This is a genomic window from Neobacillus mesonae (assembly GCF_001636315.1).
GTDB classification, from domain to species: domain Bacteria; phylum Bacillota; class Bacilli; order Bacillales; family Cytobacillaceae; genus Neobacillus; species Neobacillus mesonae.
Genome location: NZ_KV440949.1, coordinates 4,715,188 through 4,736,535 on the forward strand (window position 1 = coordinate 4,715,188; position 21,348 = coordinate 4,736,535).

23 protein-coding genes, 1 tRNA gene and 1 pseudogene are annotated in these 21,348 nt (G+C 38.6%); 16 read left to right on the forward strand and 9 right to left on the reverse strand.

Annotation, left to right across the window (positions count from 1 at the left end; genetic code table 11):
* Nucleotides 1-1,794 (forward strand): ABC transporter ATP-binding protein, encoded by a 1,794-nt coding sequence (locus A6749_RS22185; protein WP_066396741.1) that lies wholly within the window; start codon nucleotides 1-3, stop codon nucleotides 1,792-1,794.
* Nucleotides 1,795-1,867: 73 nt separating this feature from the next.
* On the opposite strand, the gene A6749_RS22190 is transcribed toward A6749_RS22185, so the two are convergent.
* The gene (locus A6749_RS22190) at nucleotides 1,868-2,044 is read right to left on the reverse strand and encodes an aspartyl-phosphate phosphatase Spo0E family protein (protein WP_066401088.1); all 177 of its coding nucleotides are present in this window, start codon (nucleotides 2,042-2,044) and stop codon (nucleotides 1,868-1,870) included.
* A 236-nt stretch (nucleotides 2,045-2,280) separates the two neighbouring features.
* Between A6749_RS22190 and A6749_RS22195 the strand changes: the two genes are divergently transcribed.
* Both A6749_RS22195 and A6749_RS22200 read left to right on the forward strand, forming a co-directional pair.
* Nucleotides 2,281-2,988: a cytochrome c biogenesis CcdA family protein gene (locus A6749_RS22195; protein ID WP_066396748.1), complete on the forward strand. Its 708-nt coding sequence runs from the start codon at nucleotides 2,281-2,283 to the stop codon at nucleotides 2,986-2,988.
* Between the two features lie 187 nt (nucleotides 2,989-3,175).
* Nucleotides 3,176-3,655: a CcdC family protein gene (locus tag A6749_RS22200; protein ID WP_066396751.1), complete on the forward strand. Its 480-nt coding sequence runs from the start codon at nucleotides 3,176-3,178 to the stop codon at nucleotides 3,653-3,655.
* Between the two features lie 602 nt (nucleotides 3,656-4,257).
* On the opposite strand, the gene A6749_RS22205 is transcribed toward A6749_RS22200, so the two are convergent.
* Nucleotides 4,258-4,689 carry a DUF2621 domain-containing protein gene (locus tag A6749_RS22205; RefSeq protein ID WP_066396760.1) on the reverse strand — a complete coding sequence of 144 codons (432 nt, stop codon included), beginning with the start codon at nucleotides 4,687-4,689 and terminating at the stop codon, nucleotides 4,258-4,260.
* A 210-nt stretch (nucleotides 4,690-4,899) separates the two neighbouring features.
* On the opposite strand from A6749_RS22205, the gene A6749_RS28165 reads away from it, so the two are divergent.
* The 8 genes from A6749_RS28165 (at nucleotide 4,900) to A6749_RS22240 (ending at nucleotide 13,621) form a co-directional block, all read left to right on the forward strand.
* Nucleotides 4,900-4,996, forward strand: a tRNA-Sec gene (locus A6749_RS28165).
* A gap of 214 nt (nucleotides 4,997-5,210) precedes the next feature.
* On the forward strand, nucleotides 5,211-5,495 hold the full coding sequence (locus A6749_RS22210; protein ID WP_066396764.1) for a hypothetical protein: 285 nt from the start codon (nucleotides 5,211-5,213) through the stop codon (nucleotides 5,493-5,495).
* A 346-nt stretch (nucleotides 5,496-5,841) separates the two neighbouring features.
* The gene (locus A6749_RS22215; RefSeq protein ID WP_066396769.1) at nucleotides 5,842-6,426 is read left to right on the forward strand and encodes a general stress protein; all 585 of its coding nucleotides are present in this window, start codon (nucleotides 5,842-5,844) and stop codon (nucleotides 6,424-6,426) included.
* A 368-nt stretch (nucleotides 6,427-6,794) separates the two neighbouring features.
* Nucleotides 6,795-7,622 carry an electron transfer flavoprotein subunit beta/FixA family protein gene (locus tag A6749_RS22220; RefSeq protein ID WP_066396775.1) on the forward strand — a complete coding sequence of 276 codons (828 nt, stop codon included), beginning with the start codon at nucleotides 6,795-6,797 and terminating at the stop codon, nucleotides 7,620-7,622.
* Nucleotides 7,623-8,657, forward strand: a complete 1,035-nt coding sequence (locus A6749_RS22225; protein WP_066396778.1) for an electron transfer flavoprotein subunit alpha/FixB family protein — start codon at nucleotides 7,623-7,625, stop codon at nucleotides 8,655-8,657.
* A gap of 640 nt (nucleotides 8,658-9,297) precedes the next feature.
* Nucleotides 9,298-10,551 carry an MFS transporter gene (locus A6749_RS22230; protein WP_066396779.1) on the forward strand — a complete coding sequence of 418 codons (1,254 nt, stop codon included), beginning with the start codon at nucleotides 9,298-9,300 and terminating at the stop codon, nucleotides 10,549-10,551.
* A 46-nt stretch (nucleotides 10,552-10,597) separates the two neighbouring features.
* Complete coding sequence (locus tag A6749_RS22235) at nucleotides 10,598-11,779, forward strand: M20 metallopeptidase family protein (protein ID WP_066396781.1); 1,182 nt, start codon at nucleotides 10,598-10,600, stop codon at nucleotides 11,777-11,779.
* Between the two features lie 600 nt (nucleotides 11,780-12,379).
* On the forward strand, nucleotides 12,380-13,621 hold the full coding sequence (locus A6749_RS22240; protein WP_066396783.1) for an ATP-binding protein: 1,242 nt from the start codon (nucleotides 12,380-12,382) through the stop codon (nucleotides 13,619-13,621).
* Nucleotides 13,622-13,691: 70 nt separating this feature from the next.
* On the opposite strand, the gene A6749_RS22245 is transcribed toward A6749_RS22240, so the two are convergent.
* The gene (locus A6749_RS22245; RefSeq protein ID WP_066396788.1) at nucleotides 13,692-13,808 is read right to left on the reverse strand and encodes a YjcZ family sporulation protein; all 117 of its coding nucleotides are present in this window, start codon (nucleotides 13,806-13,808) and stop codon (nucleotides 13,692-13,694) included.
* 74 nt (nucleotides 13,809-13,882) lie between these two features.
* Nucleotides 13,883-13,984, reverse strand: a pseudogene (locus A6749_RS27840) (YjcZ family sporulation protein); the annotation flags it as partial.
* A gap of 633 nt (nucleotides 13,985-14,617) precedes the next feature.
* Here A6749_RS27840 and A6749_RS22250 point away from each other — a divergent pair.
* A complete protein-coding gene (locus A6749_RS22250; RefSeq protein WP_066396803.1) occupies nucleotides 14,618-14,839 on the forward strand; it encodes a spore germination protein in 222 nt (73 codons plus the stop codon).
* Nucleotides 14,840-14,890: 51 nt separating this feature from the next.
* Here A6749_RS22250 and A6749_RS22255 read toward each other — a convergent pair whose 3' ends face one another.
* Nucleotides 14,891-16,219, reverse strand: a complete 1,329-nt coding sequence (locus tag A6749_RS22255) for a cation:proton antiporter (protein WP_066396812.1) — start codon at nucleotides 16,217-16,219, stop codon at nucleotides 14,891-14,893.
* Nucleotides 16,220-16,268: 49 nt separating this feature from the next.
* Nucleotides 16,269-16,718: a hypothetical protein gene (locus tag A6749_RS22260; protein ID WP_127486466.1), complete on the reverse strand. Its 450-nt coding sequence runs from the start codon at nucleotides 16,716-16,718 to the stop codon at nucleotides 16,269-16,271.
* Between the two features lie 195 nt (nucleotides 16,719-16,913).
* Between A6749_RS22260 and A6749_RS22265 the strand changes: the two genes are divergently transcribed.
* Both A6749_RS22265 and A6749_RS22270 read left to right on the forward strand, forming a co-directional pair.
* A complete protein-coding gene (locus tag A6749_RS22265; RefSeq protein WP_153043079.1) occupies nucleotides 16,914-17,267 on the forward strand; it encodes a PepSY domain-containing protein in 354 nt (117 codons plus the stop codon).
* 136 nt (nucleotides 17,268-17,403) lie between these two features.
* Nucleotides 17,404-17,835, forward strand: coding sequence for a DUF2680 domain-containing protein (locus A6749_RS22270; protein ID WP_066396825.1), 432 nt, complete (start codon nucleotides 17,404-17,406; stop codon nucleotides 17,833-17,835).
* Between the two features lie 55 nt (nucleotides 17,836-17,890).
* On the opposite strand, the gene A6749_RS22275 is transcribed toward A6749_RS22270, so the two are convergent.
* The 3 genes from A6749_RS22275 to A6749_RS22285 form a co-directional block, all read right to left on the reverse strand.
* Complete coding sequence (locus A6749_RS22275) at nucleotides 17,891-18,163, reverse strand: YqhV family protein (protein ID WP_084797927.1); 273 nt, start codon at nucleotides 18,161-18,163, stop codon at nucleotides 17,891-17,893.
* Between the two features lie 136 nt (nucleotides 18,164-18,299).
* Complete coding sequence (locus A6749_RS22280; protein WP_066396828.1) at nucleotides 18,300-18,584, reverse strand: hypothetical protein; 285 nt, start codon at nucleotides 18,582-18,584, stop codon at nucleotides 18,300-18,302.
* Between the two features lie 50 nt (nucleotides 18,585-18,634).
* Nucleotides 18,635-19,879 carry an MFS transporter gene (locus tag A6749_RS22285; RefSeq protein ID WP_066396846.1) on the reverse strand — a complete coding sequence of 415 codons (1,245 nt, stop codon included), beginning with the start codon at nucleotides 19,877-19,879 and terminating at the stop codon, nucleotides 18,635-18,637.
* Between the two features lie 168 nt (nucleotides 19,880-20,047).
* Here A6749_RS22285 and A6749_RS22290 point away from each other — a divergent pair, with 168 nt between their 5' ends.
* Nucleotides 20,048-20,815: a phosphosulfolactate synthase gene (locus A6749_RS22290; RefSeq protein WP_066396857.1), complete on the forward strand. Its 768-nt coding sequence runs from the start codon at nucleotides 20,048-20,050 to the stop codon at nucleotides 20,813-20,815.
* A complete protein-coding gene (locus tag A6749_RS22295) occupies nucleotides 20,800-21,348 on the forward strand; it encodes a histidine phosphatase family protein (protein WP_066396864.1) in 549 nt (182 codons plus the stop codon). Before A6749_RS22290 ends, A6749_RS22295 begins: the two co-directional genes overlap by 16 nt.

Below are 21,348 nucleotides of genomic sequence, written 5' to 3' on the forward strand. Positions count from 1 at the left end.
ATGGAAGAAAAAATAGAGCTCTCAGGTCGTGAACAGAGAAAGGTTTTATTTCGTCTGCTTTCTTATACGAAGCCGCATAAAAAAATAATCAGCTGGGCTTTCCTGCTTCTGTTATTAACAACAGTCGGCGACATTATCCTGCCGATCTTGGTTAAAATTTTTATTGATGATTACTTGCAGCCAGGTAGACTTGAATTTAAGCCATTGCTGCTTCTCGGTTCCACCTATATGGGAATTCAAATAATTAAATCCATTTTATTATTTTTTCAGTTAGTAAAGTTTCAAGAGATTGCCTTATTTATTATTCAGCAGCTAAGGATCGATGTTTTCTCTAAGGTACAGGCACTTGGATTAAGATATTTCGATAAAACACCTGCGGGCAGCATCGTATCACGGGTAACGAATGATACGGAAGCAATCAAAGATATGTTTGTGACGGTTATTTCAACATTTATTCAAAGTGGGTTCTTACTAACAGGCATCTTTATTACCATGTTTATTTTAAACGTCAAATTGGCATTGTTTTGTGTCGTGATCATTCCCATTTTAATCTTTGTCATGGTGTTATATCGAAAATTGAGCTCCAAATTTTATCTTGATATGCGTGAAAGACTCAGCCAACTGAATGCGAAGCTAAGCGAATCGCTCCAAGGGATGTCAATCATTCAAGTGTTTCGCCAGGAAAAACGCCTGCGCAAGGAGTTTGGGGAGATTAATGAGAAGCATTATAATGCTGGAATGAAAAATATCAAAATCGATGGGCTGCTGTTAAGACCTGCAATTGACCTGATCTATATTTTGGCGTTAATCATTGTTCTAAGCTATTTTGGGATAACATCTTTAAATCATTCCATCCAAATCGGTGTCATTTATGCGTTTATCAATTATTTAGATCGTTTTTTTGAACCGGTCAACCAAATGATGATGAGGCTTTCTTTATATCAGCAGGCAATCGTGGCCGGCTCCCGGGTGTTCAAATTACTGGATGAACAGGAGCTTGCCCCATCCCAAAATGAAGACCAGCCTCAATCAATTGTAGAGGGAAAAATTGAATTTAAGAACTTAAGCTTTTCCTATGACGGGAAGCGGGATGTACTGAAAAATATTTCGTTTACAGCGCATCCTGGTGAAACGGTCGCACTTGTGGGCCATACCGGCAGCGGAAAGAGCTCGATCATCAATTTAATGATGCGTTTTTATGAATATGAACGAGGTGATATCCTCATTGATGGGAAGTCAATTCGCGAATTCTCTAAAGAGGAATTGAGAAACAAAATGGGCCTAGTGTTACAAGATCCGTTCTTGTTCTTTGGGAAGGTAAAAGATAATATCCGCCTCCATAACAGCGAAATGACAGATGAGGGAGTGGAGGAAGCGGCAAGATTTGTTCAAGCCCATACCTTTATTGAACGCCTTGATGAGGGTTATGACCATAAGGTCGTCGAACGCGGTTCTACTTTTTCAAGCGGCCAGCGTCAATTGATTGCTTTCGCAAGGACAATCGCTGCTAATCCTAAAATTTTGGTTCTTGATGAGGCAACCGCAAATATTGATACTGAGACGGAGGAAGCAATTCAAACGGCGCTCGCTAAAATGCGTAAGGGCAGAACAACAATCGCCATTGCTCACCGATTATCCACAATCCAAGATGCAGAATTAATTCTAGTATTGCATAAGGGTGAGATTGTCGAGCGGGGGACACATCAGGAATTGTTGGCATTAGGGGGATTATATCATAAAATGTTTCTCCTTCAGAACGGGGCAGTTGAACACGTGGAGGATGTTGTCAATTAAAAGAAAAAGCCTGGAGTTTTCCAGGCTTTTAGCATTCAAAATATTAATTATTCGTTCTGAACTTGTCCGCCTACTAATAGGATGTAGAGGGGACCTTTTTAATATATTGTCGATTATATTCATTTATTAATTGGTCTAACTCTTGACTACAGCGAATGGCGACGGAGGAGGTTAAGCCGTTTGCATTAGCAGCTTTAATTAATTCAGCGCGTTTTTTTTCAATTAGGGCAACTAATTCTGTTTTGAGCACGGCCAATGTCCTTTCCGGATAGATTCCAAAACTTTGATGTAGATAGACATAAATTGACTTTTAACGTTATTTTACTAGTATAACCTAAGATGTAAATTTTTTCAAAGGTCTTTGTGGGAAATTTATCTTAATTCAAGATGTTTATATTGGACACAAAATATTCAAGTTTATTCAATATCATTAACTTGAAAGTTTTGTTAGAATGAAAGGGTATCGACTATGGTAGGAGTGTTAATATGTCTGATGTAAATATATTTTTAGCATTAGGAGCAGGTTTTTTAAGCTTTATCTCTCCTTGTTGTTTACCCCTATATCCAGCGTTTTTATCATACATAACGGGGATGTCTGTTGCCGAATTGCAAAATGACAATGCTTTACTGCAAAAACGTAGTTTGCTCCATACAATATTTTTCCTAATAGGTTTTTCTGCTATTTTTATTGCTATGGGATTCGCAACATCCTTTATTGGCAGCTTTTTCACAGAATATAAAGACCTAATTCGTCAGCTTGGCGGGATTTTTATTGTATTCTTTGGTTTAGTGATTGTCGGGGTGTTTAAGCCGGACTTTATGATGAAGGACCGCCGCTTCGAATTTAAAAACCGGCCTTCAGGTTACATCGGCTCAGTACTGATTGGGATGGCGTTTTCCGCTGGGTGGACACCTTGTACGGGACCAATCTTATCAGTCGTTCTTTCGCTTGCCGCAACAAACCCGGGCTCCGGTATGATGTACATGATTGCCTATGTTTTAGGCTTTGCCGTTCCATTCCTGATTTTATCATTCTTTATCGGACGGCTGAAATGGATTAAGAAGCACAGCGTGAAAATCATGAAGATTGGCGGCTACATTATGATTGTTATGGGGATTGTGTTATTCTTTGACTGGATGACAAAAATTATTGCTATTTTTCAAACGCTGTTTGGGGATTTCACTGGGTTTTAAGCTGTAATCCTATCATACGAATTAGGGACCATTTAACAATAAGCTTAAATGGTTTTTCCTTTTTTTGTATCTGATTCCTTCATTGATGTAAATTTGGGAATAGAATTGAGTAAAATTCTTTCTCATTTTCTCTGCTTTTAAAGTATAATGGGTAACGTAAATATGTTGATAAGGGAAGAATGAGGCCATGAACTATGTTGTTGTTTCTTCAATAGGTGCAGTATTAATGGGTATTTTTGCTCTGTTCGTTCGAATGAAGGCGGCGAAGAAGCCAACAAGTGGAAAAAAGATCTTATTACCGCCAGTCTTTATGTCAAGCGGGGCGCTTATGTATATTGTACCGCAATTTAGGCTGACACACATGGAAATTCTTGAGGCAGTCGTAGTAGGCATGTTGTTTTCAATCCTGCTGATCAAAACCTCTAAATTTGAAATTCGCGACAATGACATCTATTTAAAGAGGTCAAAGGCGTTCATTTTCATTTTAGTTGGATTATTGGTTGTCCGCCTTGTAATGAAAACAATCTTAAGCAGTACCATCGATTTCGGTCAGCTAAGCGGAATGTTCTTCCTGCTCGCCTTCAGCATGATTGTTCCATGGCGATTTGCAATGTACCGTTCATATATGAAATTGTATAAAGAGCTTCATGGGATAAAGCTTGTATAAAATAAGAAACACTGATCATTTGTGATCGGTGTTTTTTTGTGCATATTTTGGCGGATGTGTTCGAAGAGGGGCCAATGAACACGAACGGGAGAAGTTTTGGTTTGTAAGTGTATATTGAGAGGCCCAATGAACACGAAATGTCGATATTATAGTTAGAAAGTGTCCATAGAGAAGCTCAATGAACATGATTTGGTAAAATTTCCGGTTGGAAGTGTTCATAGAAAGGTTCAATGAACATGAATCGGCAAAACTTTAGGTGGGAAGTGTTCATAGAGAGGTTCAATTAACACGAATCGTCAAAATTTTAGGTGGGAAGTGTTCATAGAGAGGTTCAATGAACACGAATCAGCAAAATTTCAGTCAAGAAGTGTTCGTAGAGAGGTTCAATGAACACGAATCAGCAAAATTTCGGTCAAGAAGTGTTCGTAGAGAGGTTCAATGAACACAAATTGGCAAAATTTAATTCAGGAAGTGTCCATAGAGGAAGTCAATGAACAAAAACCAGAGAAATTAAGAGTGGAAGGTGTTTATTAATTTTATTGTTTCAAATTTGATATCATAAACATATAGTAGACAAAAAACCGTCCAAGAAGAAGGACGGTTTAAAATAAGTGCTCATACGGAGTGACATCAATCTTATTTTCAAATAGCTTTTTACGTAAAAATTTATGATCTCGTTTTGGGGTTGCTTGTATATAACCTCGGATAACCAGCTCTTCCGTAATTTTTGAGACATTCTCTTTAAGAGCAAGCTCGCCAATTTTTCCGGCAATTTTATGTCTGGCCACATCGCGAAAAAGTTCAGGAACAGGGCTGACTAAATCCTCAAGAAGATCTTTTTCATTCTGTCCCCATAGGTGCCGGGATTCATTAACATAATACTCTTCCCAATCCATGACAGATTTCCCATCTTCTTTTGGCATTTTCTTTAAGAACTTTCGGAACATAAAATAGCCGCCAATCCCCATGGACCCAGCTAGAAGTACAACCCAAAAAAGAATAAACCATAAAAACCAACCATGCAGCTGCTGCATCTGTATTCACCTACAAAACACAATTATTTCATCTTATTATTATAGTCTGTTTGCAGGGGAAAAGACAAGTAAAGGTCTTTAATAGAATACTTTTGAAAAAATTGTCGGATTATAGACAATGCATGCGTTTCTATTGATTTATACTATTTTCCATTGTAATATAGGGATTGCAATATCTATCCAATAGGGTTAAGTTAAATTACGTTTCATGGGGCTGGATGGGGTACTGGTGTCCTCCACAGTCTTCAAAACTGCATGAGACCTGCGTGCCAGGTCTGGTGGGTTCGATTCCCACGCAGTCCCGCCAAAAAGACAATTATAACAAGGGTTTAAACAGTTTTTCTTTGATTAAAGTTTTTACATATTCCTTCACAGGCTCAATCCTATTGACTGACAAGACTGTAGAGGGGCTGTTGGTGAGATTGTAGAGCACGTTTCCTTTAACCTCCAAATAATTATTTATCGGAGGTTATTTTTATGCAAAAAAAAGTTATGCCAAAAAAGGTTAGGAGATAAAGCGAGTGAACGTAAATAATCTTAATGTTGCGGAACAACGTTCAACTCAATACACGATTCCACCAAAAGAAAACTTACTTCCAATATTTATGGGACATGAAGTTGTACAAGCTTTAGGCCGATTAAGGAGCCGTTGGAATACAGTAACTCATGAGGAAACGATTAAACGTGCAATAGAAGAAAGGCACAGCCTAAAAGAATTGACATTTTCAAAAGTTAATCAAGGCATTATTTGGCTAGAAAAAGACGTACGGAAAAAATTAATAAAAGATGCTCTGAAGAAGGGCTGAATGTAGGTGATTATGTGCGAGGAATTCGTTATACCTGTGGCTTAATTTCAATCGCTTTTTCATCTTTAATTGCAAACTAATCCCCCAATCATTTGGCAGCTACTATAAATGTATCTGCTCTTTTTTTGGAGAGTTACGCTGGGAAATTTACTTGTGCCTGACACCAAAAGACTAACTTATCCAGAATGCCTTGAGAAATAAGGGTGTGTACCTATAATACCTAACAGATAAAAACGGTCCTGTTTGAAAAATATTGAAATTACCAAATCGATGAAAAAATGAATGTTTCATTCCTCCTCCGGGCGGGTAGCTAAAATAAGGACAACCAATCATAGGAGGAATTTCAATGTACGAACATGAAAAGCATTTGGTGGGAGTTTATGATACTGAACAAGCGGTTATTCAGGCGGTAGAAGATTTAAAACGACAGGGTTATGCTTCCGAAGATATTTCAGTTATCGGGAAAGACAAAGACGTTGTTAAAGACATTAATGATACTACTGGTACGACAACTGAAAAAAGTGCCATTACTGGAGCTGCAACAGGTGGGGCACTTGGTGGAATATTAGGATTGCTTGCAGGCGTAGGTGCCCTTGCTATACCAGGTATCGGACCTATTGTAGCGGCTGGGCCAATAGCTGCTACCCTGACTGGTGCGGCGGCAGGAGCAGGTGTAGGTGGCTTGGCAGGAGTTTTAATTGGATTAGGAATTCCTGAAGATGAAGCGGACCGTTACGAAGGCTATGTAAAAGAAGGTAAATTCCTTGTTGTGGTGGAACGCCGACAAAATCGTCTAGGTAAAGGACTAGGAGTGGATACAAGTTTGAACCAAAACGATACAGATGTAACCACCAGATCAAATGATCCATACAATACTACGGTCACTTCGTTGAATCAAACAAATAGGAACTTAGACAACAGAGAATTTTAAGGATTGAAGTGAAAAGGGTACTTGTCTCCAAACTGGAGACGGTACCCTCTTCAAAACTGCTTGAGACCTCCGGCCAGGTCTGGTGGGTTCGATTCCCACGCAGTCCCGCCAACCAAGTTATATTATGGATTCCAAGCAATTCTTTTTGTACAAAGACAAAAGCATATTCGTTCTTTTTTAGTAAGACAGCACTTAAAAACGCTGTCTTTTTTTATTTGCAAATTATTTGTCAGAAAAGTGAATGCCAGCCGGTCTCCTTTAATAAAGTGAATATAAACGGGCTTAAAAGGCTTTTTAGCCGGACAAGAGTCTGTGAGTTTTATACTGAGAAAATTGAAACCATGTCCATTTTTAAAAGGAGGGTTTAAATGCTGCATATTGTGGCCTGTATTAAGCAGGTGCCTGACACCAAAATTATTAAAATGAATCCAAAGACAAACACGATGGACCGGAGGACGGCGCCTGCGATATTGAATCCGTATGATGCCCATGCTGTAGAGGAGGCGGTTCGTTTAAAGGAACGATATGGCGGGATTGTATCTGTTGTTACGATGGGGCCTCCTCCAGCGGTCAATGCGATTAAAAAATGCATTGAAATTGGTGCTGATGAGGGCTATTTGATTACCGACCGCCGATTTGCGGGGGCGGATACATTGGCAACGAGTTATGCCGTGACAAAGGCAATTGAAAAGATCGCAAAACATAAGCCTGTCGATTTGATCATTTGCGGAAAGATGTCCATTGACGGTGATACAGGGCAAGTCGGACCCGGTATTGCAAGAAGGCTTGATATTCCGCCTCTGACTTCTGTGAACAAGGTAGAAGAAATCAATCAAGACGAAGGATATGCTATTGTCCATCGGAAGCTGGAGGACGGTTATGAGGTCGTTCGCTCCACATTGCCGTGTTTGTTTTCTGTTGAAAAAACAATCAATGAAGTGCCATATTCACCGTTTCCCAACATGATTAAAGCTGCCAGGTATCAACCGCATATCTGGTCTGTTGATGACTTGGAGGATGTGGATATAAAACAGCTTGGTTTGAAGGGATCGCCAACGATTGTCTCCAAAGTATGGGCTCCGCCAAAACCGGCAGGAGGAACGTTCCTTGAAGGGAACCCGAGGGAACAAGTGGAGCAGTTGCTTTCTGTTGTACTTGAAAAGAAAGAACTGTTTGAAATGAAGGAGGGAATGTAGTTGGATTTCCAGGATTACAAAGGTGTTTGGGTATTCATCGAACATAAGGATGGAGCGGTTGCGCACGTTTCCCTTGAGCTGCTGGCTGCGGGAAGAAAGCTTGCTGATAAACGAGGAGTGGAATTGGCCGGCATTTTAATCGGGGAACATGTTAAGGATTTAACGAAGACCGTTTTTGAATACGGAGCAGACACAGTGTATGTATATGATCAGTCGATATTCAAACATTACCGTACCGAATCTTATATGAAGGCACTGTTGGATTGCACGGATAAACATAAACCGGAAATAATTCTATTCGGGGCGACTTCAACGGGTAAAGACCTGGCAAGCGCGGTGGCAACCGACCTGCCGACAGGATTAACGGCAGATACGACAGAGCTGGATGTTGAGGAAGAAACAGGACTCCTGCTCGCAAGCAGGCCGGCTTTTGGCGGAAATATTATGGCAACGATTTTATGTAAAAAATATCGGCCGCAAATGGCGACGGTGCGGGCAAAAGTGATGAAGGCGCTTGAGCCTCAATCAGGGAGAACAGGCAAGCTTGTGGAAGAAACGATCTCCTTAAAAGAAGAAGATATTCGGACAAAGGTCTTGGAAATTGTAAAGGAAACTGTTAAGAAGGTAAGAATCGACGAGGCCGACATCATTGTTGCCGGTGGAAAAGGTATGGGAAGTTTAGAGGGATTTCAGTTAATTCACCAATTGGCGGAGACTCTTGGAGGGGCGGTTGGTGCCAGCAGGGATGTGGTAGAAGCAGGATGGATTGATCATGCTCATCAGGTAGGACAAACCGGAGTGACGGTCACGCCAAAAATTTATTTTGCGATTGGAATCTCGGGTGCGATTCAGCATATCGTAGGAATGAAAAATTCCGGTTTAATCATTGCCATTAATAAGGATAAGGAAGCTCCGATTTTTCAGTCCTGCCATTATGGAATTGTCGGTGATGCCTTTGAGATTGTTCCAATCCTCATCGAACAATTTGAAAAGGCTTTATCCAGAGAGAAGGTAGGCAACATCAGCAAAAGTTGAAATAAACAAATTGTGATTATAAAGCAATTAGAGAGAATAGTGTTAGTTTATAGGATGGTATTCTTTCCTAGATAGCGATTTAGACGAAAAAATGATAAAATAAAATTCCTTGGCAGGGGCATCAATATGAAAGAAGCAGGGGAGGCATGGCCTTAGTTCCCTGCTTCTTTTTTGTTATCAGAAGAAATGGGTGTTACTATTCCATTTTGTCGTAAAAAATTTTTTACATTAGTTAAAAATATTTTACAAAAATACATTGGTTTTAAAATTTTAAATGGCTTAACTTTGCGAAACGTTCCTATAAATGAAATTAATATACTAAGATATTAAAAGGTTTTGAAAGGTTTTAAAATAAAGTCACAAAATTATTTAAAGTTTTGGCACAATTATTGCATAATAGGGATAAAGAGAAAATTTAGATCATTCTCATTGTAAACGATTTCTTAAATAACCGATAGGGGGAAGAGGATACAATAAGCTTGCAACTAATGTGATATAGAAACATTTTTTAACAACCGTATTTTTATATCTAATCCTGAACAGCCATGACTAGTGACAGTGAAGTACCATTTGGTTGCTAACGTAGACTCGGGAACAAACAGCATGATAAAATGCGTATCTTATAAAAGGATGAGATAATATGAACAAAAAGGGAAAGATTTTTTATGGTTGGTGGATTGTAACCGCTACCTTCTTAATTATGACTTTGATCTATGCTCCGATTTCAAACTTGGTTTCACTATTTATCCTCCCCGTTACAAAAGAACTTGGATTTAGTCCTTCGCAATTTATGGTCTATTATACAATCATGGCCTTATCTGCCATGGCTGTCGGTCCAATCGCAGGAAGATTAATCAAAATAATGGATATTAGAGCATATTTAACTCTTTTCATTATGATTTCTGCCATTGCCTTTGTGGGCTTTTCATTTTCAACTAAACTTATTCATTTCTATCTATTTGCCGTTCTAATGGGTGCCGGTTTGTCAGGGGGGGCGATGATTCCCGCTTCTGTCTTGATTACAAATTGGTTTAATGAAAAAAGAGGTTTATGTTTAGGAATTGCTTTATCTGGGAGTGGTTTTGGCGGTGTTATTTTCAGTCCCGTCGCTAACTGGCTGATTACTGCTTATGGTTGGAGAACTGCTTATCTTGTTTTAGGAATTTTAATCGCTGTAGTTTTAATTCCATTGACAGTATTTGTGATTAGATTAACTCCTGCTGATAAAGGCCTGACACCGCTTGGCGAAGCAATGTCTGTAAATAGTACAAAGGAATTGACAGGTACGACCCTTGGACAAGCAATAAAGTCTGTCTCGTTTTGGTTTCTATGCATAGCCATATTAATTGGCGGTATTGTAGTGAACGCGATGCTGATCAACCTTGCTCCATATTTAGCGGAAATAGGAACATCGGCAAAAACAGCGGCATTGCTGTTATCGATAGGCTCCGCGATGGTGATTATCGGAAAATTATTAGCTGGGCGACTATTCGATAAGTTGGGATTAATTACAACATTGTTGATTATTTCGGGCTCCAGTTTGATTAGTTTTCTATTTTTAATGAAGGCGAACGTATTTCTCCCAGCTGTTATTTATACCGTGTTTTCAGGCATTGGTTCCACTGCCGTAACAGTGGTCCCGGCCTATTTGACAGGAGCGCTTTTTGGTGAGAAAGAATATGGAGCAAAATATGGGATCGTAGCCATTTTTATTTCATTAGGGGCTGCAATAACTCCAATTGTATCTGGAGCCATTTATAATATTAACCATTCCTATGGGATGTTGTTGAATGCTTTAATTATCCTTTCGGTTGTAGAATTTGTCTTATTTTTCATAGCAAGTAAAACCAAACCAAAATCTTCATACCCGGAACTGTCTGAAGAAGCAGCGTAAGAATTTTTTTAAAAGTGTAATTTATTCAAAAGAAGGGGAAATTGATATGAATCAAACAACCACAACGAATCCTGTTTTAACACGTGCAGAAGAAATAAAGGAAGAATTGATTGCACATCGCAGATATCTTCATCAAAATCCTGAACTAGGCTTTGATTTACCGAAAACGGTTGCCTATGTAGAAGGAGCATTGAAAAATATGGGGCTGGAGCCGCAAAAGGTCGGCAAAGCGGGACTGGTTGTCACAATTGGCAATGGGAAAGGGAAGACTCTTTTATTAAGAGGAGATATGGATGCCTTACCAATTAAAGAAAATACAGATTTATCGTTTAAATCGACAAATGAATACATGCATGCCTGCGGTCATGATATTCATACAACTTTCATGCTCGGCGCGGCCAAATTATTGAAGGGAAAAGAAAAGGAAATTAATGGAACTGTTAAAATCATGTTCCAGCCGGCAGAGGAAATTGGAGCAGGTGCGAAGGATATGGTGGCTAACGGGTTATTAGAAAATCCTAAAGTAGATGCTGCACTTGCCTTGCATGTGGATCCGGGATTGGATGTCGGGAAATTCGGATATAAGCCTGGAATTGCGGCGTCATCATTGGATGGCTTTTTCTTAGAAGTCCAAGGAAAAGGCGGTCACAGCTCTGAACCGCAAAAAGCCATCGATCCGTTAATGATTATTAATGCGGTCTATACTCAGTTAAATAGTTTAGTTGGGAAAGAAATTGACCCAAGAGAAATGGCCGTTCTGGTCATCGGTAAGATGGGAGGGGGAACTGCTGCAAATATTATTCCTGACACTGCCCACCTTGATGCCACATTACGTACATTTAATCCCGAGGTAAGGGAGCATTTATTCAAGAGAATACCGGAAATTATTGAAGCAACTGTTAAAATGATGCGCGGAAAGTATACACTAGAAACACTCTCAACTCCTTCTCTTTTTAATAATAAAGAGTTATGTGAACAAATCGCTCCGTTTGTAAAAGAAGTTGTAGGTGAGGATCATTTGGAGGTTAACGAGGATCCGTTATCGGGCACAGAAGATTTCTCCTATATCAGCAATCTTGTACCAACCATGTTTATGTGGGCTGGTGCTAACGGAATTGGCGATCGGAATTATCCGCTTCATAATCCGAATGTCGTCCTCGACGAAGGTGTTATTCCATTAGGGGTTGCAGTTGTAGTTAACTCCGCAATAAACTGGTTAAAGAAATAGAACATTTCTAAAGGAAAGATACCTTTTTCTAAAAAACAAGAAGGAAAAAGGTATCTTTTTTATGCTTTCATTAAATTTTTTTGGGGTAAAAATCAAAATATACAAAAATATTAAAGAAAATTCTATTACTATTGACAGGATGTGATTGGATATCGTGTATATGTAAACGGGCAGCCTATTAAACCGAATGGTGTTGAATTCACGCCAATAAAAGTGGAAATGACACAACTGAAACAAAATATACGGTAACAGGTCTTAAGCAAGGAAAAAAATATACATTTAAAGTGGAAGCAGTCGGGTGCGGCATCAAATACTCGAAACGGGAAAGACTTTCAGGCGTCCTCCAAAACGCCTTAACACAGGTATTTGGGTACCGCTGGAGTGGTTTTGGACCGAGCCCAACGGCAGAATGATTAAAGGCTCATTTTAAAAATGTTGAAAGAAGTACTAACGGTCAGTTAGTGCTTTTTCATTTGGCAAATCTAAGAAGGGATTATTTTGAATTGAAAGGATATCAATTTATGTTGTAAACTAGAAATCTAAAATATGATAATTAATATTTGTTTTTAATTGTTTACCCGCTGTGAAAGGAGTTTGACCTTGACCCAGTCCTTACTGATAAATTTCTTATTTTTACTTTTTCCTGTCTTAATTTTTCTTATTTTCTTTGAAAATAGACAACATACATATAATCGATATATTATAATGCTCCTTGCCTCCATTACGATGATTCTTTGTATGGTCTTCCCAATTAAGCTGAAGGTTGGGTTTATTGTTGATTTACGCTATATCCCTTTTCTAATCACATCCCTTTTTTGGGGGTATAAATATACGTTTCCACTTTATATTGTGTTAAATGTATTCAGGTTTCTGATTGGCGGAGAGGGCAGTTTTCAATCGTTTATATTCTCTACTGTTATTTTAATTTTGGCTCCGTTATTAAGTAAGTGGTTTGTCAAACAAAACGCTAAGAAGCGAATCATTTCTGCGGTCGTTGTTTCTTTTTTTACGATATTATTATATCTTGGCAGTCTCGCTTTCGTTTTACCTACATTAAATAAGGAATTTTGGATGTTAAGTGTTCAATCTTTGATCACTTATTCATTGGTAATGGCAGTCATCATGATTCTGATCGAACAAATAATTGCGAATAAAAAAGCACGAGACTCCCTGATGCAGTCGGAAAAATTGAACGTTATGAGTGATTTAACAGCAAGTGTTGCCCATGAAATAAGAAATCCTCTTACAGTAACGAATGGGTTTCTACAGTTGTTAAACAAATCTAAAAACATAACGGAGGAAGAAAAAAAATACGTTGAATTTTCATTAATAGAATTAAAAAGGGCTGAAGGGATTGTAAGTGATTTTTTGGCCTTCTCCAAACCTCAATCCGAAAATATGATTTATTCCAATCTAAAAGACGAAATTGAATATGTGAAGAATATTATTACACCTTTTGCTAATATGTATCAGGTTCACATTCAATGTAAATTTCAAAATTCGTTAAATATTTATTATGATAAAAATCAGATAAAGCAATGTTTCATCAATTTATATAAAAATGCCATTGAGGCGATGAAAGAAACCGGAGGCATTCTTTCCATAAATGTTTTCGAAAAAAAGAATGAGATTCTCATTAAAATCAAAGATACGGGCGTGGGAATGACTTCGGAGGAAGTATTGCAATTGAGAAGACCCTATTATTCTACAAAAACAGAAGGAACGGGCCTGGGTATGTTGATGATTTATAGTTCTATTAATAAAATAAACGGTAAGATTCAAGTGGAAAGTGAAAAAGGGAAGGGGACAACCTTTACTATTACGATTCCAGTACAAGATTAAACAAGAGAAGCCTTTAAATAAAGGCTCCTCCAATGATAAGTCCTCTAATCTAGAGAGGGTTTTTCATTGATTAATACCAACAGGCTGCCCCTACAATGATCAACAGGATGAATAGTACTACAATTAAAACAAACGTACCGCCGCCATAAAAGCCGCCGCCGTAGCCATAGCCGAATCCGCCGTACATATATAACTCCCTCCCCTCATAAGGGAATTAAATCTGGATTAATACCACCAGCCGCCGTAGCCACCATATCCACCGTAGCCGCCAACAAAGGATGCACCAACAATGATTAATAGAATAAACAACACAACGATCAAAGCAAATCCTGCTCCGCCGCCGTATCCTGCTCCATCAGACATTCATATAACCCCCTTTCCTATTCGTAATAATATGGTATGTAAAATAATAACCAGGTGGAAAGGCATTTAACCAACTTGGATCATTTATCAAAAAAATTGTATTTTTAACAAAGTGATTGTCCAGTACAGCAGTGTGTCAAAGCTATATTAGAACTTCTCTACGTGACCAAACAACCTCTTTTTCTTCCGTTACGGTCACGTAGAACCTCTCTACGTGACCAAACAACGCCTTTTTCTTCGGCTACGGTCACGTAGAACCTCTCTACGTGACCGAACAACCTCTTTTTCTTCCGTTACGGTCACGTAGAACCTCTCTACGTGACCGAACAGCCCCTTTTTCTTCGGCTAGGGTCACGTAGAACCTCTCTACGTGACCGGACAACCCCTTTTTCTTCGGCTAGGGTCGCGTAGAACCTGTCTACGTGACCGGACATACCCTTTTTCTTTAGCTAGGGTCACGTAGAACCTCTCTATGTGACCAAACAACGCCTTTTTCTTCAGCTACGGTCGCATCTGAAAATAAATTAACCGTAAATTAAGTTAGACACCAACCTAATGATAGGAACATATTGTAAAAATGATTAAATGAAAAATTAAAAAAGCATGTGAAGTCTTAAAAAAGGGTGAAAGCGAATGCCAGTAATTATAGGACCGATTGAAATTGTTACCGTATCGGGGGAGGCAATTCTAAATGTTGGAGATGCGGGTTTTGTAACACCGAAGTTAGTGGCTAAAACCTTTGGCGGGTCAGGGGGATTTAATACAGGTGGGTTTGTATCCTCAAGTACCCTAGCAAGCGGCACCAATATTCTAGATCCAAATATTGTAGATCAGCCAATTGGTGGTAATAATTAAATGAGGGTACAATCATAAGTAGTGGGGGCTTATCACCCCCACTTACTTTAGTTAAACAGACTGGTTTATTGACCTGACTTTGTCATCTTCATTTATTTTATGAGGAACTAAATTCTCATCCCCCGGCATCAGTCTCCAGCCTTTATTCACAACGATTCGAAGCCATGTTCCAGGAATCCATGAAGTAACAAGCGCCAGCATAACTAGTATGGCAAAGAACTCCTGATTAATGATACCGGTTGTGTAGGCAACGGAGGACAGAACGATTCCAGGGCCGCCGCGGTCATTGATGGCTACCCCTAAATTAAAGCTAGTGAACCGATCTTGTTTCATTGCACGTGATGTTAAATAAACAGCTAATGTTTGCGTCAAGGTTGCTAATAAGAAGTAGACGAGGAAGAATAGCGGGCTAAAATGTCTCACTAGATCTAATTGCAAACCAACTGTTGCAAAATATATTGGGATAAACCAGGAGAAGGAAATATTTGATACCCCTTGTTCAAGACGTTCAGACATCGGCTTCGGTAAAGCTACCTTAGCAACAATTCCAGCTAGCAATGCACCGAATATGGTTTCAACATGAAGGTTGCCTGCGATGGAAGCAAGTATAAACATAATAAATAAGAAGTAGCCTAAATTTGAAGACCTAAATAATAGGTTTTGTTTAATAATGGTCAATCGCTTGAATAGGATGTATCCAATAACAAAGGTGCCGAAAATGAAGGCAAAGGATATTCCCACACTTTTAAATGCAGTTCCGACAGTAAATACGCCACCCTGACTGGCAAGAGCTGTCGCAAACCCTAATGCTACCCAGAGGAGGATGTCATGAATCCCCGCACAAGCGATAACGATTTTGGCAAACCGAGTATGCATAATCCCCAGGTCATTAAAAATTTTCGAGATGACCGGTATAGAGGTTATCGCGATCGAGATGGCAATAACAATCTTCATTGCTAAAGGATTGTTTGCCGTACCCAAATATGGAGTAAGATTAAAAAGGTCTGCTGCAAACCAACCTACAATAAATGCTGGGATTGTTGCTCCAATAACCAGCGCGGATGTTAATTTAACATCATCCTTATTGAATCGAGTCTGAAATTTCAGACCTGATGTAAACATTAGCATAAGTAAGCCGAATTGATAGAGGAGCCCAAATAATTTGTCCTCTGTTGGAAATCCTAGAAACAACCATTTAAATGCATCTGGAAAAAAGTGACCTAAAAGCGTTGGACCAAGTACTAATCCTGCTGCAACTTCCCCAATTACCCGCGGTATGAAAATTCGTTCAGCAAGAAATCCTAATAAATGAGCAGTTGCAAGTAAGCAGCCCATGGCTAATAGAAAATGACTTATTTCTGCACCTGTTAAACTAAACACGTATTTCACTCCCTGATTTTATTTTTCCTTCATAAAATTAAAAGTAAGACTAACCGACTTTTAAATTATCTTTTTTTATCATTTTTACCTGTCCAGTTGAGTGGTATTTATAATAATTAAAAACCTCCAATTGATAATCCGTACCGTTAGGAATCGTAAAGGTATGATTAAATTCGTTGTCCGAATAATTTCCAAAAATAAGAACGCTGTCAAAACATTGAATCGAAGTCCCAAGTTTATTTGTTTTTACAATCGAATATTTAATTGGCCATGAATGGTTGTGGGTAGTCTGGCAACCGTTGATGGTGATGGATTGATGATCAATTGAAAATTTCGTACTGAGATAATATGGACTTTCGATCCCAAGCCCCCAATTTATATACAAATCCTCCTTTTTCGTCTTTTTTATTACTTGGGATTTACCGAACCATCCTTTAAATTTGTTTATTTTTTGGACAATCGATTTTAGAAAACCGAAAAATCCTGCCGTCTCCATCATCCTCTCTCCTAACCGAAAAAATTACTGATACTGTATTATTTGCGAGGTGCCGCCGAATCGTAACGGTATTTACCCAGCTTGTCAGTTTTTAGGGACAAAATTATTAAAATCTAAAATTTTTTTCGTAATATGAATAAGTTTTTCCCCATTACAAATGATATAAAAAAGTAAAGGAGTGTGAGATTGTTGAAAAGAATGATTTTATTAGCAGCTTTATTGATTCCGTTAGGCTTTAGTTTTCAGACTACATATGCTAATTCAGGCCAAACAGTAGAAGCCGAAAATAACCGTATCTCGGAAAAAGAAGCTGAAGAGATTGCCTTGAAGAAGGTAAAAGGTGAAGTTGTTAAAGTGAAGTTGGAAATGGACGACGGCAGAGAGTATTACGAGGTAATTATTAAAGGCTCGGATGCCAATTACGAAGTAGAAATTGATGCTAAGACTGGGCAGGTGCTGGAAGTAGAGAAAGAAGGTTCCCGTGATGATGGGAACCATGATGGTCATGATGATGATGACAATGATGGAGACGATGACCGTTATGATGATTAACGGTAAATAAATGGTTTGATATGATATAAACCCCCTAAGGTGGATAGATATATCCCAGCTTAGGGGGTTATTTTTCTTTAAGTGCATAAGTTTTTTACACAAACAAAAGATATAAGAAAACAAAGGAGAGAAAGAAATGATAAAAAAATATGTCATCCTTTTATTTTTTCTCATGGGTTATTTTAGTTTTTCCGTTCATTCCTATGCAGAATATAACCTACTAAGCAAGAACCAAAAAGTGGAGAAGAAGGTTCCTGAAGATAAGTCTGGTAAACCGAGAAACTTTAAGGAAAGAATGGAATTAGATTTAGACTGCACCCACGACATCCGCTATACAGAAGCACAGAAAAAACGCCTCGATGCCATTTACCATCGTATTTATATGGATTATTTAGAATTGATTGAAACCTATGCGTATGCAGGTGCTTTAACACAAGAACAGAAACTTGTACGAATGGCAATGTTGAAAAATTATATCCTAACATTTCAAAAGAGAAATTATAAATGGTGCAGTGAGTGGGAAGAGGATGAATGGGAAGAGGAATGGTATAATAGTGATGATGATTAAGAAGTAGTAATTGGCGAAGAAACGCAAAAGACACTCCTATCCACGGCGTGTCTTTTTATGATTTAACCCCAATTAAAATACAGCTGACTCCAAGGAAAATCCATAATATTTTGCCAAGTGAGATATTTCCTGCCATTCCAATTACCCCTATTGTCGTCGTTAAAATTAAGATGATCGGTCCGACCAATGCAAGCGAACTATTAACCACTAGAGCCTTTGCTACTGAATTAAATTTGATCATTAGGATTGCCGCAAAGATTTCGATACTGCCTGAAAGAACCCTCAATAATGCCATGCCCAATACTGCTGCTTCAATAATTATAAACATGTGCCCCTCCTAATACTACTGTTCACCAACAGTATATGTTTGTATCATCGATAGAAGGACAAGTTTTTAACTTCATTTTTCTCTCAAAAAAATGACTCCCGCTAATCCTTGAAAGGGGAGCCATACGAAACGCTTTTTAAGAATCTTCTTCTTCATCATTTAACTTTATTTTTTTGCAGCCGACATACAAACAGGCCAATATATCAAGACCAGGTTTGGCTTTCGCTAATCCTTTTATATAAGGAGTCACTAGATCCCGGAAATCGGCCCCAACTTCTTCTTCCTCTAAAATTCCATAAACATATAGCTTTTTTTCGGCAAATAAAAAGGCAACATTGCCAACACCTTTGTTTTTTGCATCAATGACATTTAATACTTGATATTCCGGTGTGATTACTTCAGGAGAAAAAAATATTGGCAAGCTGATCTACTCCTTTATCATGATCGTGCGAAGGCACCTTAGGGACCCCTTTAAGAAAACTGCAGTTTCTCAAACAATGTATCATTTTCTTTTTCCTGCTTCTTTTTCGCTACTTTAATCAGCACTAGACAGAGCAATCCACATAACAATGTTAAGCCTGCGGTCGTTAAAAACATACCAGAACGAGACCAATCCATTAATTTACTAAATATCGGAGGTCCGATTGCGACCCCTAGGAATCGTACCGAACCGTATAAAGAGGTAACGAAACCCCTGCGGTCAGTTGGTACCGATCCTGTAATAAAGCTATTAATGCAAGGAAGAACAAGCCCTGTTCCAATACTGCTGATGACAAGGACAGCAAAGAATGGAATTAGTTTTTGAAAGAAGATCAAGCTGGCAAAGGAAGCTGTCATTAATAACAAGCCAAAAATAATTAACCCCTTCATCAGCTTCATTTTTTTACCGATTTTACTTCCTGTAAAGTAGGAAGTGGTGGTCATAAATAGTAACGGAATGGCCAATATGGCACCTTTTAACAAACCGTCAATTTGGTGATCTTTCTCAAGAATATCGGAAATATAAAATAAAATGCCGAATAACGTAAATAGACAAGTGGCGCCTGTTAAGTAGGCGGCAAACAGCCAGCGCCCTTCTGTTTTAAATACAGATATCAGCCCTTTTATATACTCCCCGACTGGCGGCGGTTCCTTTTCGGCTTTCTTTTCTTTAATGAAAAATATGGTGAGCAGAATGGATATTAGGCAAAAAATTGGGAAGGCAAAAAATGCCGCATACCAAAACAAGAGAGCTAACAGCGAACCAAGAATCGGACTGATCACTTTTCCAAACCCATTTGATGCCTCTACTAATCCTAATATTTTACTTTGCTCCCCGCCTTTAAATAAATCCCCTGTTAAGGCCATTGCGATGGGTGCTGTACCCGCAGCACCCATTCCTTGCATGATTCTTCCTGCGAGAATTAACATATACGATTTCCCAAACCATGCCGCCGCAGCACCAGCAAGAAAACCGCCGCTGCCATATAAAATCAGTGCAGGAATAATGACGGCCTTACGTGAAAAACGATCCGATAAATATCCCAGCACTGGGATGGAGACTGCCGCAGCAATGGAGAAAACAGAAATCACCAGGCTGACTTGAAATTGTGAGATATCAAGTTCGGCTTTCATTTCAGGAAGAATAGGGATCAACATTGAGTTACCCAAAACTAAAATGAGCGGGATGGAACTAATGGCTAAAACCGTCAAGCCTTTACTTTTTTGCTTTGGCAATGATTGTACACCCCTAACTATAAAGTCAAGCGGTTATAGTTTTTGGAAGAAAGTTTAAGTTTATTCAAGTCATCAGCCTAATTTATAAGGAAAATGCCTAGTACTTACACATTCACCCAGTAATTGAATATCCTATCCTAGAAAAAAGGAGGAGGCGAAGGGTTCCCTATGGATTTTTTAACCTTACCAAAAAGGACTTCAGGAAAAAGAACCTACGGACTAACTTCAATTATCGATTTAGGTACACCGATGGGTGAATTAATGAATAATTTAGCTGATTATAGTCATTTGATTGATTTAGCAAAGATCGGCATCGGTTCAGCATATGTAACTCCAAATATTAAAAAGAAAATCGAACTTTATAAAGAATTTGGTATTAAGCCGTATTGCGGCGGTACCTTGTTTGAAAAGTGTTTTTACCAGAATAAATTACCTGAGTATAAAGGCTATTTACATGATTTAGGAGTTGAATGGGTTGAAATTTCAAATGGGACAATTGATATTCCATTGCGTGAACGCCTCCATATCATTTCCCATTTTAAAGAGGAGTTTAAAGTAATTTCTGAGGTGGGGTCAAAGGATTCTGATAAGATTATGCCCGTTGAAGAATGGAAGGAGGAAATCAACCAATTATTAGAAGCAGGGTGCGAGTACGTCATTACCGAGGGACGAGATTCAGGCACTTCGGGAATTTATGAGAAGGGTGGTACAGTTAAATCTGAATTAATTCATGAACTGTTAAAAGAAATCGATCATAATAAAATTATTTTCGAGGCGCCTTCACCAAAGCATCAAATGTACTTTATTAAAGAAATTGGTCCTAATGTAAATTTAGGTAATGTCAAGCTTCAGGATGTACTTGTATTAGAAACCCAGCGCTGTGGCCTTAGAAGTGAAACATTCTATATGGAGGATCTTGAATGCAAATTACCCTAATCAGGCATCTTCCCACTGAATGGAATAAGAAACAATGGCTGCAGGGAAAAAGGGATATTCCCATTTTAGAAGTTACACCTGAATTTCAGCTTGAGATTGATAAAAATCGGCAAGTGCTTCATCAGCTGGCACCATTCGAATTGGTGCTCGCAAGTTCCTTAATGCGGACTCAGCAAACTGCTCGCCAATATGGGTTTTATCCTGAAACGGAAAGACTGCTTGATGAATTGGATTTTGGGGTATATGAAGGCAAGTCCAAAGAAATTCTTATGAAAGAGCAGGGATATGAGTGGCAGGAAAACCCATTATCTTTAGTTTTGGGAGAGAGAATCAACCATTTTGAAAAAAGGATTAAGTCGTTTATTAAGAAGTACCAACCATTTTCCAATCTTTTGGTGTTTGGGCATGGCTCATGGATTCGGGGACTCATTTCCTATTCACATGATGGGCATATAAATAGGATGAATAAAATAACTGTCGCAAACAATGAGTGTATTACCCTATATTTAGAGGAAAAAAGGAAGATCTTATGA

Excerpts from the sequence above, each read along its gene's own strand:
- A6749_RS22185 (WP_066396741.1), top strand. The coding sequence starts at position 1 with ATGGAAGAAAAAATAGAGCTCTCAGGTCGTGAACAGAGAAAGGTTTTA.
- A6749_RS22195 (WP_066396748.1), top strand. The coding sequence starts at position 2,281 with ATGTCTGATGTAAATATATTTTTAGCATTAGGAGCAGGTTTTTTAAGC.
- A6749_RS22200 (WP_066396751.1), top strand. The coding sequence starts at position 3,176 with ATGAACTATGTTGTTGTTTCTTCAATAGGTGCAGTATTAATGGGTATT.
- A6749_RS22205 (WP_066396760.1), bottom strand. The coding sequence starts at position 4,689 with ATGCAGCAGCTGCATGGTTGGTTTTTATGGTTTATTCTTTTTTGGGTT.
- A6749_RS22215 (WP_066396769.1), top strand. The coding sequence starts at position 5,842 with ATGTACGAACATGAAAAGCATTTGGTGGGAGTTTATGATACTGAACAA.
- A6749_RS22220 (WP_066396775.1), top strand. The coding sequence starts at position 6,795 with ATGCTGCATATTGTGGCCTGTATTAAGCAGGTGCCTGACACCAAAATT.
- A6749_RS22230 (WP_066396779.1), top strand. The coding sequence starts at position 9,298 with ATGAACAAAAAGGGAAAGATTTTTTATGGTTGGTGGATTGTAACCGCT.
- A6749_RS22235 (WP_066396781.1), top strand. The coding sequence starts at position 10,598 with ATGAATCAAACAACCACAACGAATCCTGTTTTAACACGTGCAGAAGAA.
- A6749_RS22245 (WP_066396788.1), bottom strand. The coding sequence starts at position 13,808 with ATGTACGGCGGATTCGGCTATGGCTACGGCGGCGGCTTTTATGGCGGC.
- A6749_RS22250 (WP_066396803.1), top strand. The coding sequence starts at position 14,618 with ATGCCAGTAATTATAGGACCGATTGAAATTGTTACCGTATCGGGGGAG.
- A6749_RS22260 (WP_127486466.1), bottom strand. The coding sequence starts at position 16,718 with ATGATGGAGACGGCAGGATTTTTCGGTTTTCTAAAATCGATTGTCCAA.
- A6749_RS22265 (WP_153043079.1), top strand. The coding sequence starts at position 16,914 with ATGATTTTATTAGCAGCTTTATTGATTCCGTTAGGCTTTAGTTTTCAG.
- A6749_RS22270 (WP_066396825.1), top strand. The coding sequence starts at position 17,404 with ATGATAAAAAAATATGTCATCCTTTTATTTTTTCTCATGGGTTATTTT.
- A6749_RS22275 (WP_084797927.1), bottom strand. The coding sequence starts at position 18,163 with ATGTTTATAATTATTGAAGCAGCAGTATTGGGCATGGCATTATTGAGG.
- A6749_RS22290 (WP_066396857.1), top strand. The coding sequence starts at position 20,048 with ATGGATTTTTTAACCTTACCAAAAAGGACTTCAGGAAAAAGAACCTAC.
- A6749_RS22295 (WP_066396864.1), top strand. The coding sequence starts at position 20,800 with ATGCAAATTACCCTAATCAGGCATCTTCCCACTGAATGGAATAAGAAA.